General features: G+C 67.8%; 15 protein-coding genes. 8 read left to right on the forward strand and 7 right to left on the reverse strand.

Going from position 1 to position 15,019, the window contains the following annotated elements:
- Positions 1 to 197: 197 nt before the first annotated feature.
- Entirely contained in the window at positions 198 to 551 is a 354-nt protein-coding gene (locus VV02_RS03215) for a nuclear transport factor 2 family protein (protein ID WP_052589781.1), read from the reverse strand.
- Between the two features lie 187 nt (positions 552 to 738).
- Between VV02_RS03215 and VV02_RS03220 the strand changes: the two genes are divergently transcribed.
- Both VV02_RS03220 and VV02_RS03225 read left to right on the forward strand, forming a co-directional pair.
- Entirely contained in the window at positions 739 to 1,158 is a 420-nt protein-coding gene (locus tag VV02_RS03220) for a VOC family protein (RefSeq protein ID WP_052589782.1), read from the forward strand.
- A 74-nt stretch (positions 1,159 to 1,232) separates the two neighbouring features.
- The gene (locus tag VV02_RS03225) at positions 1,233 to 2,060 is read left to right on the forward strand and encodes a phosphotransferase enzyme family protein (RefSeq protein WP_281177331.1); all 828 of its coding nucleotides are present in this window, start codon (positions 1,233 to 1,235) and stop codon (positions 2,058 to 2,060) included.
- A gap of 33 nt (positions 2,061 to 2,093) precedes the next feature.
- Here the strand turns inward: VV02_RS03225 and VV02_RS03230 are convergent, their stop codons facing one another.
- On the reverse strand, positions 2,094 to 2,951 hold the full coding sequence (locus VV02_RS03230) for an SDR family NAD(P)-dependent oxidoreductase (RefSeq protein ID WP_052589787.1): 858 nt from the start codon (positions 2,949 to 2,951) through the stop codon (positions 2,094 to 2,096).
- 207 nt (positions 2,952 to 3,158) lie between these two features.
- Here VV02_RS03230 and VV02_RS03235 point away from each other — a divergent pair, with 207 nt between their 5' ends.
- A complete protein-coding gene (locus tag VV02_RS03235; RefSeq protein ID WP_083449867.1) occupies positions 3,159 to 4,577 on the forward strand; it encodes a M4 family metallopeptidase in 1,419 nt (472 codons plus the stop codon).
- 250 nt (positions 4,578 to 4,827) lie between these two features.
- On the opposite strand, the gene VV02_RS03240 is transcribed toward VV02_RS03235, so the two are convergent.
- Positions 4,828 to 5,856, reverse strand: a complete 1,029-nt coding sequence (locus VV02_RS03240) for an AraC family transcriptional regulator (RefSeq protein WP_052596483.1) — start codon at positions 5,854 to 5,856, stop codon at positions 4,828 to 4,830.
- A 71-nt stretch (positions 5,857 to 5,927) separates the two neighbouring features.
- On the opposite strand from VV02_RS03240, the gene VV02_RS03245 reads away from it, so the two are divergent.
- The 3 genes from VV02_RS03245 to VV02_RS03255 all read left to right on the forward strand — a co-directional run bounded on the left by VV02_RS03245 (position 5,928) and on the right by VV02_RS03255 (position 9,171).
- Positions 5,928 to 7,547, forward strand: coding sequence for a flavin-containing monooxygenase (locus VV02_RS03245; protein ID WP_245632985.1), 1,620 nt, complete (start codon positions 5,928 to 5,930; stop codon positions 7,545 to 7,547).
- 2 nt (positions 7,548 to 7,549) lie between these two features.
- Positions 7,550 to 8,482: an alpha/beta fold hydrolase gene (locus tag VV02_RS03250; protein ID WP_083449868.1), complete on the forward strand. Its 933-nt coding sequence runs from the start codon at positions 7,550 to 7,552 to the stop codon at positions 8,480 to 8,482.
- 119 nt (positions 8,483 to 8,601) lie between these two features.
- Positions 8,602 to 9,171, forward strand: a complete 570-nt coding sequence (locus VV02_RS03255) for a hypothetical protein (protein WP_052589789.1) — start codon at positions 8,602 to 8,604, stop codon at positions 9,169 to 9,171.
- On the opposite strand, the gene VV02_RS03260 is transcribed toward VV02_RS03255, so the two are convergent.
- Both VV02_RS03260 and VV02_RS03265 read right to left on the reverse strand, forming a co-directional pair.
- A complete protein-coding gene (locus tag VV02_RS03260) occupies positions 9,158 to 10,078 on the reverse strand; it encodes an NADP-dependent oxidoreductase (RefSeq protein ID WP_052589791.1) in 921 nt (306 codons plus the stop codon). The two genes, VV02_RS03255 and VV02_RS03260, sit on opposite strands and share 14 nt — an antisense overlap.
- Positions 10,079 to 10,182: 104 nt before the next feature.
- Positions 10,183 to 10,647 carry a hypothetical protein gene (locus tag VV02_RS03265; protein WP_052589793.1) on the reverse strand — a complete coding sequence of 155 codons (465 nt, stop codon included), beginning with the start codon at positions 10,645 to 10,647 and terminating at the stop codon, positions 10,183 to 10,185.
- A gap of 155 nt (positions 10,648 to 10,802) precedes the next feature.
- Between VV02_RS03265 and VV02_RS03270 the strand changes: the two genes are divergently transcribed.
- Positions 10,803 to 11,549: an endonuclease/exonuclease/phosphatase family protein gene (locus tag VV02_RS03270; protein WP_052589795.1), complete on the forward strand. Its 747-nt coding sequence runs from the start codon at positions 10,803 to 10,805 to the stop codon at positions 11,547 to 11,549.
- Here VV02_RS03270 and VV02_RS03275 read toward each other — a convergent pair.
- Together VV02_RS03275 and VV02_RS03280 are read right to left on the reverse strand one after the other, a co-directional pair.
- Positions 11,542 to 12,015 (reverse strand): nucleoside deaminase, encoded by a 474-nt coding sequence (locus VV02_RS03275; RefSeq protein WP_052589796.1) that lies wholly within the window; start codon positions 12,013 to 12,015, stop codon positions 11,542 to 11,544. The genes VV02_RS03270 and VV02_RS03275 overlap by 8 nt on opposite strands.
- Entirely contained in the window at positions 12,015 to 12,524 is a 510-nt protein-coding gene (locus VV02_RS03280; protein ID WP_052589798.1) for a TY-Chap domain-containing protein, read from the reverse strand. Before VV02_RS03280 ends, VV02_RS03275 begins: the two co-directional genes overlap by 1 nt.
- A 148-nt stretch (positions 12,525 to 12,672) precedes the next feature.
- Between VV02_RS03280 and VV02_RS03285 the strand changes: the two genes are divergently transcribed.
- A complete protein-coding gene (locus tag VV02_RS03285) occupies positions 12,673 to 14,961 on the forward strand; it encodes a hypothetical protein (protein WP_052589800.1) in 2,289 nt (762 codons plus the stop codon).
- The last annotated feature ends 58 nt before the right edge of the window (positions 14,962 to 15,019 follow it).

A 15,019-nucleotide genomic window follows, 5' to 3' on the forward strand; every position in this document is an offset into this window, starting at 1 on the left:
CGCTTACCCCGACCGTATGGGAAATCGTTCTCTCAATGGCAAACAGAGTGTCAGTTTTTGACAATGACCCTGTCAGGGCAAGGGATTAGGCGCCTTCTGTTCATCTGAGCGCCACTCGCGCGCCAGGCCCGCGACCTCGTACGACGGTCGCGGGCTGCGTGCGGGCCTCGCCTCACGGCGGCGGGCCGGCCCCACCCTCAGGCGGGCACCTTGTCGAGGAAGCCGAGGACCGTCTCGATCCGGCCGTCGTCGTCCGTGACGACGACGTCGAAGCCGATCACGACCGGCTCTGCCCCCTCCGGCCCGAGGCCCCACTGGAAGCGGGCCTGCTGGTGGTGACTGTCGACCTCGCCGACAAGCGTGAAGACGAAGTCGGGGAACTGCTCCTGCACGGCACCGATGGTCGCGCCGATGGCGTCGTGCCCGGACGCCTGAGCCATCGGGTCGGAGTACGACGCGTTGTCGGCCCAGTGGTCGGCGAGCAGCTTGGCGCGGGCGTCGGCGTCCTTCTCGTTCCAGGTGGCGAGGTAGGAGGCGGCGAGAGTGTTCATGGCGAACGTCCTTACGGGAGAGTCGTGTTCGGTTGATGTGATGACTCTCGCCCGAAGAGGTCGTGGCGTCGATGACCTCTGAGGTCATGGTGAACAGATGGTCGCTGTCCGTCGAACGGACAACTGCTGTCGGTCGCCGGGTCTAGCCTCCGAAGAGTCAGCCAACGTCGCCTGTCAGGAGCCCGCCATGCCCAGCCGCCTCAACCCGTACATATCGTTCGACGGCAATGCCAAGGAAGCGATGGAGTTCTACCACGCAGTCCTCGGGGGAGACCTCAAGACCAACACGTACGGGGAGTTCAGCGCCGATCATGGCGACGACGCCGACAAGGTCATGTACGCCATGCTCGAGACCCCGGACGGCTTCACCCTGATGTCCTCCGATACCCCGGCCGGGATGGACTACAAGCCCGGCACCAACATCACCATCAGCTTGAGCGGTGACGACGACGACAACCTGCGCGGCTGGTTCGAGAAGCTCGCCGACGGCGGTCAGATCACGGTGCCGCTGGAAAAGCAGGTGTGGGGCGATGAGTTCGGCATGCTCGTCGACAAGTTCGGCATCGGCTGGCTCGTCAACATCGCCGGCGAGGAGAACAAAGCCTGACCTCGGAGGAGCCCTCAGATCGCGCGCGTCGCATCGCGCGTCAGGTCGGGCTGGCCGGCGACGAGCCCCGTGACCTGTCCGGTCACGGGTCGGTCAACCATGTCTTCGTCGTCAGTGACTGCGTGATCCGCTTCGCCCGCGACCCGAAGCGCGAGGACGAGTTCGCCACCGAGGTGTGGTGCCTGGCGCAGGCGGCACAGTGCGGGGTGCCGAGTCCCGAAGTCGTGGCGTACGACCAGATCGACGGCGCCTCTTACCTTGTGCATCGGTTCGTGCCCGGCGCGAGCGGCGACACGCGACCCACCGCAGCGTTGTGGCGAGACCTCGGCCGTTACGCCAGGGCGGTTCGCGGCGTGAGCCTGCATGATGCGCCCGCCGGACTGTTCGGACGATTCGGTCGCGACCCGGAGGCCGCGTGGCGCGCGCACCTGGACTACAACGACGGTCAGCTGCGCGAGGGTGATCCGCTCATCTGGCTGGGCGTCTATCGGGCCGAGCAACGCCAGCACGTGCGTGACCTGATCGGCGAGCTGCGTTCTGCTTCCTTCGAATTCGGGCTGTGCCACGGTGACCTTGCGCCGCGCAACCTGCTCGTTCGACCCGAGTCGGAGTCGGTGCTCATCGACTGGGGCTGCGCGACCGTCGCGCCGGTCCCGCACCACGACTTCGTCTACCTGCTCGACGGCACGGCCGACGACGACGGACCGCCGACAGCCGACGTCGATGCGTTCGCGGATGGTTATGGCGTACGCGTCGCTGACCTGATGCCGACCCTGGAGCCGATGCGTGTTCTGGCGGCGATCGACGTGGTCCGGTGGGCGATCGATCGTCGGCCGGATCGGGTGGACGAGCTGGTCAGCGCGGCGCGTCGTCGGCTCTCGCCACTGCTGGGTCCGACCTGAACGGGCCTGCGGCCGGGGCCCGTTCAGGCCTGATCAACCCCTCGCAGTGGCCTTGCGGGACGCGGATGGCTGGAGCCGGTTCATGACACTCAGGTACGACGCCGGGAACAGTCGGGCGAGCACGTCCGGGACCACGGCCGAGTACGCGATCAGGACGCGCGGTTTGCGCTTCTCGACGCCGGCGAGGATCTGAGCAGCAGCCTTGTCCGCGGGATACGTCAGCAGCTTCGCAAAGCCCTCCTTGCCGCGCGCCACCTGGGAAGCCGGAGCGCCGCTGGCGATCCGGGCCGACTCGGCAATGCGGGTCTTGATGCCACCGGGATGCACGGTGGTCACGCCGACCTTGCCGTCGAGCTCGTGGCGCAGCGACTCGCTAAACCCGCGGATCGCGAACTTGCTTGATGCGTAAGCAGTTTGGCCAGGTGGTGCGATCAGTCCGAACAGACTCGAGACGTTCACAACGTGGCTGCCCTGGGTCTCCAGGAGAGTTGGCAGGAGCAGTCGGGTCAGAGCGACGGGAGCTCGGAAGTTGACGTCCATCACCCAGTCGAACTCCTCGGCGGTGGCATGCAGGAACTCACCACCCAGAGCGACGCCGGCGTTGTTGATCAGCAGCGTGATGTCGGGGTGCAGCTGCAGGATCGAGGCGGCGAGGGCCGGCAGCGCGTCGATGTCGGACAGGTCGGCGACCAGGACATCAACGCCGAGATCGGGGTGCTTGGCGCGGATGGTCGACTCCACGTCCTTCAGCCGCTCGGCGTCGCGGTCGATCAGCACGAGGTCGCATCCGCGGTCGGCGAGTTGGTAGGACATCTCCTCGCCCATACCGCTCGCAGCGCCAGTCAGGACCGCTGTTCCACCAAGGAACGGGAAATTCTCTAGTTGCGGCACGCTGCTCCTCCAAGTCCTTCAGCCCAACGGCGCGGGCCGATTTGTCCAGTCTGCGCGGGGGCGTACGCCGAGCGCTTGACTCAGGACGACAGACCTTTGACTTCAGGCGACAGGTAAAGAGATCGTCCGATGTCTACCGCCGGGTATGGGGTGCGTGGTCTTCTGTGCCATCCGCACCACCCCTCAGCTCTGTGACGGAGACCTCTCATGCGCATTCCCGTTGCTTTCGCGGCCGCTGCCGTCTGCGGCCTGGCCGCCACGTCCTTCGGCACCCCGGGCGCATCAGCCCACGAGTCCAAGTCGCCGACGCTCAGCGCGGCTGCGGTTCCGGCCAACCTCACTCCGGTCCGGGTACGGCACTCCCTGCTGGGGACGCACAGCTGGTACCAGCAGACCGTCGACGGCGTCCCCGTCCTTGGTGGCTACTACGCCGTGCACACGACCAAGGGCAAGAGCGTCGTCCAGGACGGGCGGCGTACGGTCGGCAAGCTCCCGCGCATGAGCGCAGCGATCTCGACCGCGACTGCTCGACAGAAGGCCGCCGCCCATGGCCCCACGCGCAGCTCGCGGCTGGTCATCGTGCCCGGCGCGACGACTCGCCTGGCGTACGAAGTCCGTACGACCACCGACAAGCAGGTCCTCGTCGGCGCCTCCGACGGCAAGGTCCTCAAGGTGGTCGACGAGCGTCGCCATGCAGACGCGACCGGCAAGGTGTTCGACCCGAATCCCATTGTCTCCCAGCAGAATGAGTCGCTGAAGGACAGCAACAACTCGGCGTCCGCGGTGCCGACCGCGGCCTACAAGACGGCGACGCTGAGTCACCTGGACACCAGCGGCTACCTGCACGGCACGTACGCCACGGTCGTCAACAGCACCAAGAAGAAGGCCAAGCATGCGGCGGTGAAGTCGACCAACGGGACGTTCAACTTCGACCGGAGCCAGGAAGGCTTCGAGCAGGTCAACGCCTACTACGCCGTCGACACCACGCAGACCTACTTCCAGGGCCTCGGCTTCACCAACGTCAACAACGAGGCGCAGGACCTCAGCGTCGACACCGTGACGGACGACAACTCCTGGTACTCACCGGGATCGGACGTCATCACGTTCGGCACCGGCGGCGTCGACGACGCGGAGGACCAGGAGGTCGTGCGGCACGAGTACGGCCACGCGGTCCAGGACGACCAGGTGCCCGGCTTCGGCAGCACCGAGGAGGGTGGCGCGATCGGTGAGGGCTTCGGTGACTACCTCGCGATGACGATGTCGCAGCCCAACAGCCCTGACAACGCGACGACGCCGTGGGCCTGCGTCATGGACTGGGACAGCACGTCCTACACGTCGACCACGCCGCACTGCATCCGTCGCCTCGACACCGACAAGACGGTCGCGGACAAGACCGGCGAGGTGCACGACGACGGTGAGATCTGGTCCAACGCGCTGTTCGACATCAACAAGGGTCTCGGCCGTGACAAGGCCAACAAGGTGATCCTGGAGGCCCAGTTCAACTTCGCTCCCGACACCGACTTCGCCAAGGCGGCCAAGAACACGGTCGACGCCGCGACCTCGCTGTACGGCGCGACCGACGCCGCCAAGGTGACCGCCGCCTTCCACGCCCGCGGCATCCTCTGACCCCCGCCGGTTGAGCCGGCTGGAGCGCTAGCGAAGGCCGAGTCGAAACCCGGTGACGCACAGGGAGATTCTCCCTGGACGGCACCGGGTTTCGACTCGTCTCGCCCAGGGGCTCGCCGGCTCAACCAGCGGCCCAAGCCGAGGTGCAGCGTGGCGGTCTTCTTGAGACGCAGGAGCTGTACGACGACGCCGGCCTCCCGCGGTGATTGTCGACTCCCAGACGGACCTCGCGAGCGCGCTGGCTTGAGGCTCAGCCTGTGACGAGGGTCGGGTCGTGGCGGACCGCGGAGGGGGTGGTGTTCCACCAGCGGCGACAGCACCGGGTCAGCGCGGACTGCTCGGACAGTCCCAGCAGGCCGGCGACCTGGCTCATCGGCATGTCGGTGGTGGTGAGGTAGCGGGAGGCGGCGTTTCGGCGTACGTCATCCACGATGGCCGCGAACGACGTTCCCTCGGCCGCCAAGCGACGTTGCAGTGTGCGCGGGTGAAGTGCGAGAAGCCTTGCCACAGAAGCAATCTCGGGCGGTGTCGTGCCAAGCGACTGCTGAACAGCACTGTGTACGCGCGGCGCCAGTGAGTTGGGCGCCTCGGGCGCCCGTTCGGCGAGGAAGGCCAGGGCGAGCTGGCGTACGTTCGTGTCGATGTCCGTCAGTGGCTGCGACGCCAGGCTCAACGGCACGCGGAGCAACGCGGCCGGACGGCCGACACGGACCGGCACGCCGAAGAACGACTCATACGCAGCGATGGGCCCCGGCGGCCGGTACGGCAGCTCGACGGTTCGCAGACCGTACGGCCCGTTCGCGAGGAATCCGATGGCCCGATGCAGGAACCCCAGGCCCATGTCGGTGGCCTGGATCGGGAACGGCAGTCCATCCGGCAACGGCTCCGTCACGCCGTAGTGGACGGCGACGATGCCGCGAGTGCCGTAAGGATCGTCCACCAAGGACAGGCTCAGCGCCTCCGCGTGCACGAAGAGGTAGCGCGAGGTGCACTCGAGGGCGTCCCCGATGGTGGGCGAGTTCTGGATGGCGAGCGCGAGCGGCCCGAGCATCCCGAAGTCCTGACGCGCCGCGACCCGTAGCCCGAGGTCCGGGCAGTCGAGCTCATGCGCGGCGATCTCGAGAACGGTCGCCGCCGCCTCGCCCTCGACGAGCAGGTCGTCGCCATCGAGGGCTTCGATCGGGAGCCCGGCCAGGAGCGCGTACTTCTCAGCGTTGCCGCCGAGCTCGGCGATGGTGGCGCGCAGACCCCGCAAACCGGCCGAACGAACCACGGGCATGTCGTCCAGCGTCAAATGGTTGTCGCGCAAAGTCAAGCGTTCGGACCGTACGACCATCCACTATGGACGGTATGAGCGCTACCGCCCCGCATGAGACGACCCCGACCGGCGAGACGACGATGCCGGCCCGGGGGAGCCTGCGACCTCGGCCGGAGGAGGAGGGTCGTCAAGAAGGCGCAGGAGACCATCTTGACGTCGTCATCGTCGGTGCCGGCCTGTCCGGTGTCGGCGCGGCCTACCGCCTGCAGACCGAGTGCCCCGACCGCAGCTACGCGATCCTCGAGTCGCGCGACACGATGGGCGGCACCTGGGACCTGTTCCGCTATCCGGGCGTGCGGTCCGACTCGGACATGTTCACGCTGGGCTACCCGTTCAAGCCGTGGCGTGAGGCCAAGTCCATCGCCGATGGCCCGTCGATCCTGAGCTACATCAAGGAGACCGCTGCCGAGTTCGGCATCGACGAGAAGATCCGCTACGGCACCCGGGTGCTTTCGGCCGACTGGTCGACCGACGAGGCTCTGTGGACCCTCACGCTGGAGCAGGACGGTGTACGCCGCACGCTCACCTGCGAGTTCCTGTACTCCTGCGCGGGCTACTACAACTACGAGCAGCCTTACGCACCAACGTTCCCCGGCATCGACTCCTTCGCCGGCGAGGTCGTCCACCCGCAGTTCTGGCCGGAGGATCTCGACTACACCGGCAAGAAGGTCGTGATCATCGGCTCCGGCGCCACGGCTGTGACGCTGGTCCCGTCGATGGCCGAGCAGGCGTCGCACGTCACGATGCTGCAGCGTTCACCCACCTGGATCAGCGCCGTGCCGTCTCGGGACAAGCTCGCCGACAAGATCCGAGCTGCGTTGCCGGCCGACGCTGCGCACCGAGTCGTGCGCACCAAGAACATCCTCTTCACGATCGGGCTGTACCAGTTCTGCCAGCGTCAGCCCGAGAGGGCGCGCAAGCTGTTCACGTCGCTGTCGACGCGCATCCTCAAGGACGAGCAGCTGGTGAAGGAGCACTTCACCCCGAGCTACAACCCGTGGGACCAGCGACTGTGCGCAGTCCCGGACGCGGACCTGTTCAAGGCCATCAAGAAGGGCACGGCGGACGTCGTCACCGATCACATCGACGAGTTCGTTCCTGAGGGCATCAGGCTGAACTCCGGCGAGGTGCTCGAAGCCGACATCGTCGTGACGGCAACAGGCCTGCAGCTGCTGGCCTTTGGCGGCATCCAGCCGCACGTCGACGGCGCCAAGGTTGATCTGACCGAGCAGTTCGTGTGGCGCGGCGCGATGATGACCGGTGTCCCCAACTTCGCGGTCTGCATCGGCTACACCAACGCGTCCTGGACGCTGCGGGCCGACCTCACCTCGCGGCTGGTCTGCAAGGTGCTCAACCACATGGACAGCAACGACTACGCCGCTGTCGTCCCGCAGCCGCAGGGCGAGCTCCAGGAACGACCGCTGCTCGACCTCGCCTCTGGCTACGTGCAGCGTTCGATCAACGAGTTCCCCCGGCAGGGTGACCGCAGCCCGTGGCTGGTCCGGCAGAACTACATCATCGACGCGGCGACCACCATGCGTACGAACCTGAGCAAGACGCTCAAGCCCACCGCGAGGTCAGCCGTACGCCGGCCGGGACCGGCCGTCGTACCCGAGCCTGCACGGGCGCCCGAGCTGGAGGTGGCGAGTTGACCATGTTCGAGTCGGAAGTCCCGACGGGTCGGTCACGGCACTACTCCACGGCTACGGACACCAGGCAGGTCACGGTCGGTGGCCGTCCTGTCCGGGTCCGGGTCAGCGGTCCGCACGACGGTGAGCCGATCCTGCTGATCCATGGGATCGCCCGCAGTCTGGAGGACTGGAAGGCCAGCCATGACCTGCTCGCTCGCGACCACCGAGTCATCAGCATGGATCTGCCGGGCTTCGGGCTGACGCGCAAGATGCGAGGACGGCCGGGACTCGAGGGATTCGCCAAGGCAGTCGTCGGAGTGCTCGACTCGCTCGGTGAGAAACGACCCGTGCACCTGATGGGCAACTCGCTCGGCGGTGCCGTGGCCATGGCCGTCGCCGCGCACTACCCGGAGCGGGTGGCCAGCCTGGTGCTCGCCAACTCGGCGGGCTTCGGGCGCAAGGTCCACATCTCGCCACTGCCGATCATGTGGGCTGCTCTGTCCAATGTGCCCGGCGGCATCGGTCGACGAACCGGGCTGAAGGCGCGCGAGGCCGGTGCGCAGATCAACCGTGACCTGTTCTACGATCCGTCCTTCGCCACGCCGGAGATGATCAAGCACGCCGCCACGGTCGGTCGACAGCCGGACTTCCAGGCGACCTTCATGGGCACCGCGCTCACCATGGGCGTACCCGGCTTCGGCACCTTCCCCGGCTGGCGGCGCGAGCTGCTGACGGCGGTTCGCGAGAGCGGCATTCCCGTGCTCGTGGTGTGGGGCGACACCGACAACGTGCTGCCGGTCGAGCATCTGGAGTCGGTCGCCACGGTCCTGCCGGACGCGCATACGCACCTGTTCGCGCAGACCGGTCACATGCCGCAGATCGAGCGCGCCGACGAGTTCGTCCAGCTGGCAAGCGAATTCGTCGGCAAGAGCCGGCCGAGTAGGGCGAGCCGCTAGGCGAGGCCGTATCGAGACCAGGTGCACGTGGTCGCCGGGTCTCGATACGCCTCCGCTGGCGCTCCGGCTACTCGACCAACGGTGAGCAACCTCGCAGGCGCGAGCGGCGTACAGGATGTATGCGACGTCTACCCGCGCTCGGCGCCGTGGTCCTGTTGGCTCTCGGCGTCCTCATCGGACTGCCTGCGCCCGCCCACGCCTGCTCATGCGCTTCGAGCTCAGCGCCGGAGCTCCTCAGCAAGTCGGATGCGGCCTTCGTCGGGCGGCTGGCGGAACGGCGGGGCAGCGACGGTGATCTTGTGCGGTTCGCGCTCGACGTCAGTCGGGTCTACAAGGGCACCGTCAGTGCCAAAACCGTTGTCTACAGCGAGGGTCGTGGCGGCGGCGACTGCGGTGTGACCTTCGAGTCAGGTGAGGAACGCATGGTGCTGGCGAGGCTGGAGAGCGGCCGCCTCGTCACGTCCTTGTGTCGCGGCACCAGCATGGTCAAGGAATCCGAGGTCGCTGCCAGCGGGTTCGACGCCTACTCGCCCGTTGCTGCCGAGCACTCGCCTCCGCCGGTCGGATCCGCGGCGGAGGACGATCCCGCCGGGAGCGAAAAACCCTTCAGATGGCTGCTCGGAGTCGGCGTCGTCGGGGTCGTGCTGCTGGGCGGTGCGTACTGGGCCGCAAGGGTCAGGGGACGATGATGATCTTGCCGCGGACCTTGCCGCTCTGGCTCGCCGCAAAGGCCTCGGCCACCTGATCGAGTCCGTACGTTGCGGACACCTCGACCTTCAGCTCACCTTGGTCCACCAGCTCGACCAGACGTGCCGTCTCGTGGCCGTCCGGCCGGACCCACACAGCGCTGCCGCCGTGCTCGGCCACCGTGCCGTCGGCGATCGACGCGTGCCGGCCGCCCTCGCGCAGGACGGCGAGCGTGGTCTCGAGCTGGCCACCGACGAAGTCCGCCACCGCATCCACGCCATCGGGCGCGAGCTCGCGTACGCGCTCGGCCAGCCCCTCGCCGTACGTCACCGGCTCGGCACCCAGGCTGCGCAGGTAGTCGTGGTTGCGCTCGGACGCCGTCCCGATCACTCGGGCGCCGCGAGCGCGGGCGATCTGCACGCCGAAGCTGCCGACGCCACCGGCCGCAGCGTGGATCAGCACGGTGTCGCCGTCGGACACCTCGATGCGGTCGAGCGTCCGGAGTGCAGTGCCGCCGGCGAGCGGCAGGCCGGCCGCCTCCTCCCAGGTGAGGGAAGCGGGCTTGCGCGCGACGGCCGTCACCGGCACCGCCATCTGCTCGGCGAACGAACCGGCACTGAGCACGTCCTTGCGGGCGTACGCGATGACCTCGTCACCCACCTGGTACTCCGGGGTGTCGATGCCGACCGCCGTCACGACGCCGGCGACGTCCCAGCCCGGGATCACAGGAAAGACCGCATCGATCAGCGGGTCGAGCCCGCCGGTCATCGCCTTCCAGTCGACCGGGTTCACGCCCGCGGCGCGCACCTCGATCAGCACCCAGCCGGGGAACACCTTGGGGTCGGGCACCTCCGTCACCTGGATGGTGCTCAGATCAGTGCTGTACGCCGGGTAGGTCGCTGCGCGCATCGGCTGTCCTCTCGCGGGTCGGGTCTCGCGTGATGCAGCAGCGCGAGGCGCTGCGCTATTCCAGGGAGTACGGGAGGACCGTCAGCAGGTCATCATTTCGTGGATCACAGGGACTGCGGTAGGCCGTCGACTCCCAGGTCGCGACGAGCAGCGGAGTAGAGGGCATTGAGCGCCTCGACCAGGCCATAGTCCCCTGGATCCTCACCGTTCCTTGTTGCGACCAACCCATCCCAGATCCGCTGGTTTACCTCGTGGGCCGCATCGATCGCAGAGGCCGAAGCAAGAAGCATCAGTGTTTCGAAGTGGCCCGACCGCTCAAGCTCGCGTTGCTCCATGACCTCGAGGAACTCGGCCTTCTTGGTGTCGTCGCTGACCTGGAGTGAGCGCGCCGCATTGGCGGCTATGTCCTTCACGCAAGTGGAGAACTGGATGTAGATCTGGAGCCGTCGCTCGTCCCAGCGGGTCGCCAACTCCCGCTTGTACCTCGCCCGCTCTGCCGCCGATGTTGCGAGGAACGACCCCACTGCGCCAACCACGACACCAAGCAGGGTGAAGAGTTGGGCGGCCACCTGTCAGATGCTAGTGGCGCACGTACGGCGCGGACGGCCACGCCAGCGGCGCGCACCTCGATCAGCACCCGGTCGAGGAACACCGCGTCACTGGTTGGTCTCACCCGGTGCAGCGGCGTCGGCCGCCACGCTATTCCGGATGGCAGGGTGAGCGTGTGCTGCGCGTCCTCACGCTCAACGTGTCGAACCCTCCGGCCGAGCGGGCCAAGGGTCTGCTCGAGTGGCTGTGGCACCAGCCGGACGAGGTGCTGGTCCTCACCGAGGTCGGCAAGGGCCCGGGCTCGCGGCTGATTGCGCAGGTCTGCCGCGCGGCCGGCTACTCCGTGCTCGCGTCCGACCCGCAGGATCTCGGTGTGCTGGTCGTGGGCCGGGACGTCGACATCGAGAGCGCCGAGCTGCCTTGCCCGATGGTCCTGCCCGGTCGAGTCTGTGCCGTGCATCCGGTCGGCGCAGACCCGCTGCTCATCGTCGGCGTCTACGGCGCCGCGAGCGACCCCGTGCGATACAGCAGCAAAGCGCAACGTGAGCGAAAGCGTGAGTGGCTGACGGCGTACGACGTCTGGTTGCGTGAGTGGCTGCCGACGAGTGGTCCGTCGCTCATGATCGGCGATCTGAATCTTGTTGATCCACAACATGATTCGACGTTGCGCTACGTCCTCGCTGAGGAGACTGCGACGTACCACGCTTTGTCCGAGGAGCACGGCCTCGTCGACGCCTACCGCGCGCATCACCCGGACGGTGACGCGATCAGCTGGGTTGACCACTCGGGGGCGGGCTGCCGCTATGACCACGCCTTCGCCTCGCCCGATGTCGTACGCCGGGTCACGGCCTGCGATCTCGACCACGAGCCGCGAGTCGCGGGACTGACCGATCACTCAGCGCTGCGGATCACCCTCAGCTGACCGGTCGGTGCAGCTGCTTCATCTCCTCGACCAGCTCGGGTGCGGGTCCGTCGACCACCGCGCCCGGCACGAGCTCTTGGATCGGCAGGGGAGTGACGGGGGAGGCGGGCAGGCCCCACTCCTGCCGCCACTGCACCAGCTGAGCCGACGAGACGGCGTACACGATGCGGCCGAGCCCTACCCAGCCGTGGGCGGCCGAGCACATCGGGCAGTGCTCGCCGGAGGTGTAGACGGTCGCGGACGCGCGCTCAGCGGGCGAGAGATTGCGCGCCGCCCACCGCGCGACCTCGAACTCGGGATGACGGGTCTCGTCGCCGTCCTTGACCCGGTTGCGGTCCTCGAAGCGCACCTGCCCGGCGGCGTCGACCAGCACTGAGCCGAACGGCTCGTCGCCGTCCGCGAGCCCCTCGCGAGCGAGCGCGACACAGCGATGCAGGTGGCCCAGATCGACCTCGGAGACGGCCATCAGTCGGGGTAGCCGCCCTCGACCGCGACGTCGGTCGGCGACTGGCACCACACGACATCGCGCAGGGTCTGACCGATCAGGTCGGCCGCAAAGGTCGCGACGACGTCGGGCAGGTAGGGCCGCGGCGGCAGGGGTGACCGGGGGAGGTACATCATGAAGACCGCCGCACCCTCCTTGATCGGCGCCGGCCAGCCGAGGTCGATGAGCGCCTCGATCTGGTCGTCGGTCCAGGCGTACTCGCCGCCCATTGACGCCGGACCGGTCAGATCGAGCAGGAGGCTGTTCTCCTCACGCATCGCCTGTACGACGGGTGCCGGCAGGAGGTCGCGGCGACGGTTGCGCAATCGCCCCGTGAGGCGGCCCTTGGCGGGCTCAGGGGCGGCCGGGAAGGCGCGGGCCTGCGGGATGATCACGAGGTTCTCGTCCGGACCATGCTTCAGGAGCTGCTCGGCGACGCCGGCTTCCCAGGCCTTCCACGACGTGGTTTCCAGGTCGCGGGGCTCGTACACGCACTGCATCGTGCCACGCGAACGCGGGCCTGTGCCGATGGAATGGCGGCGTCCACAGTGATCGGGAACAACGGGCGTACGCCGCACGTATCAACGCCCACCTCCGTAGCCTCGTCTCGATAGAAGCGTCGGCAGCGGGGAGACGGACATGGCCGGGCACTGGGTCGAGCTGCGGATCCACGGCGTCAGCGGCGCGCCGCCCGAGGACCTCCTCGAAAGCGCCCACACCAAGCAGGTCGCGGGCGACTCCTCGGGTCGCTTCTTCCGACCGACTGACACCCTCGGCCAGGAGCTGCAGAAGCCGGGCCGGATCCTGGAGGGCTACCACTGGGGGCGGTTCACGTCGGGCAGCTGGCGCCAGGGGTTGTGGCTGATCCTGGTGCCGTTCGGCTTCGTCAACGCGGCGGCCTTCATGGTGCCGCACCCGGGCGACCGTCGGCCCGAGCGCGTCTGGCACACCATCGTCGGTGCGCTGATCCGGGCCCTGGGCATCTGTCTGACCTGCATCTTCGGCCTGTCGATCGGGCTCATCCTTGTCGACCTGCTCGCCTGGCAGTGGGCCGCAGGGCTCGACACGTTCAAGGGAGTCCGGACCGGCCTGCTGATGTCGGCGGGCCTGGTCGTGGGTGCCCTGGTGCTGCTCGGTCTGCACCAGCTCGGCAACCAGCACCGTATGAGGCGGGCGCCCGAGGACGCACCCGGCTCGATCGCGGAGTCCACCACCGTCGGCCTCTGTCGTAGGGCGTTCTACGCCGGCGATCCGGATGCGCCCACCCTCGGCCGGCTGCACCTCGCCGCGGGATGGACCGAGGTCGCGATCATCGGAAGTCTTACGGCACAACGGGTTTCGTCGAGCGGATTCCCTGACGCCCTGTTCGTGGCGGGCCTCATCGTCCTGATCCTGATCGCCGCCGCGACCACGCTGCTCGGTGACCCGTCGGGGTCCGTGACGGGCACGCAGCGGCACGAGATGTGGCACGACCAGGTCATGAGGCCGGTAAGTGTCGCGGCCCTGCTCTCCTCCGTCGGGCTCATCGCGTGCTCGGTCGGCGCGTTGGCGGGCACCGATGGTCACGCGTTGACGCTCGACTTCGACCGGTACTCAAGCTGGTTGGCCGCTGTCGTCGGTGTCGGCGTGCTGGCGCTGCTCATCGCCAATGCGATCCTGGCCTGGCTGACCCGCAACCAGGAGGACGCCGATCCGCGACCGTTCCGCCGGTACGCCGGCGGTATGGCTCCCTGGGCGGCTGCCTCGACCGGCGTGTTCATCGGGGTCGGCTTCTGTGGGGCGTTCGTGCTCGGGACTGCTCGGCTGGTCGGTGCAAACGCGCAGACGGCGCTCATCTACCGGACGACGTACGCCTGGGGTCTGACCGTCCTTCTCCTCGCCACGATGGTCGTGGTCGGCCTGCTCTTCACCATCGCCAAGCGGACCGCGCTCGTACGAGAGGTGGAGGCGTCGTACGACGTCCTGCGCCCGGACGCCGTCCTGCCGAGACGTTGGATCCTGCGAATTGCGTTGGCCTGCGGTGTATCTCGCGTCAAGAACACCATTCCAGTGGTGTTCCTGACGACCGCGATCGGTGGCATGTTGATCACCGTCGTCACGACCGTCGAGATGTTCGACGTCAACCTGCCGACGGTGTTCGGCTGGCTCAGCGCGGTCCCGAGTGATGGCCCGTCCGCGCGCGTCGTGACCAGCCTGGGGACGTACGCACTCACCGGCCTGGCCGCGGTCCTCCTCGTCCTCGGACGACGATCACTGCGCACGGAGCAGACTCGTCGTGGCGTCAACGTTGTCTGGGACGTGGTGTCCTTCTGGCCGCACTCGGCGCACCCGTTCGTCCCACCGGCCTACTCCCAGTTCGCTGTTCGTGAGCTGCGCAACCGGATCCGCTTCCACCTCGGGTTGCTCGATGTGCAGCCGCCCGAGGGTCCCGCCGACCGTGTCGTGGTCGCGGCTCACAGTCAGGGCAGCCTCATCGCGTTCGCGTCCACGATGTGGCTCGGCGAGGAGGAGTCGCGCCGGGTCGGCCTGTTGACGTTCGGGTCACAGCTGCAGGTCGCGTTCCCGCGGGCGTTCCCCGGCTACGTCAACCACGGGTTGATCGAGCAGGTCCACCAGCAGCTCGATGGCCGCTGGATCAACCTCTACCGTGAGACCGATCCGATCGCCGGGCCGGTGCTGTCCTGGGACCGTACGTCGATGGCCCAGGGCGATCCGCATTCCACCTCCGTCGGTGTCGGCGAGGGCGAGGACCGGATCGATGAGCGGACCGGTCGGCGTGAGAGCGGTGACGACTGGCGGCTGCTCGACCCGACGCCGTACGACCCGGAGCTCCAGCTCGGCGCGGTGGACCGGATGGGGCGCCACTCCGGCTTCATCGACTGCCCTGACTACGCCGAGGCGATCGAGCTCGTACGCCGCCCGCGCTGACCAGGACTCGGCTCGGGTCCCGCAACGTGACCGGTGATCAACGGTCACATGCCTGAAA

The organism is Luteipulveratus mongoliensis, assembly GCF_001190945.1.
Lineage (GTDB): Bacteria > Actinomycetota > Actinomycetes > Actinomycetales > Dermatophilaceae > Luteipulveratus > Luteipulveratus mongoliensis.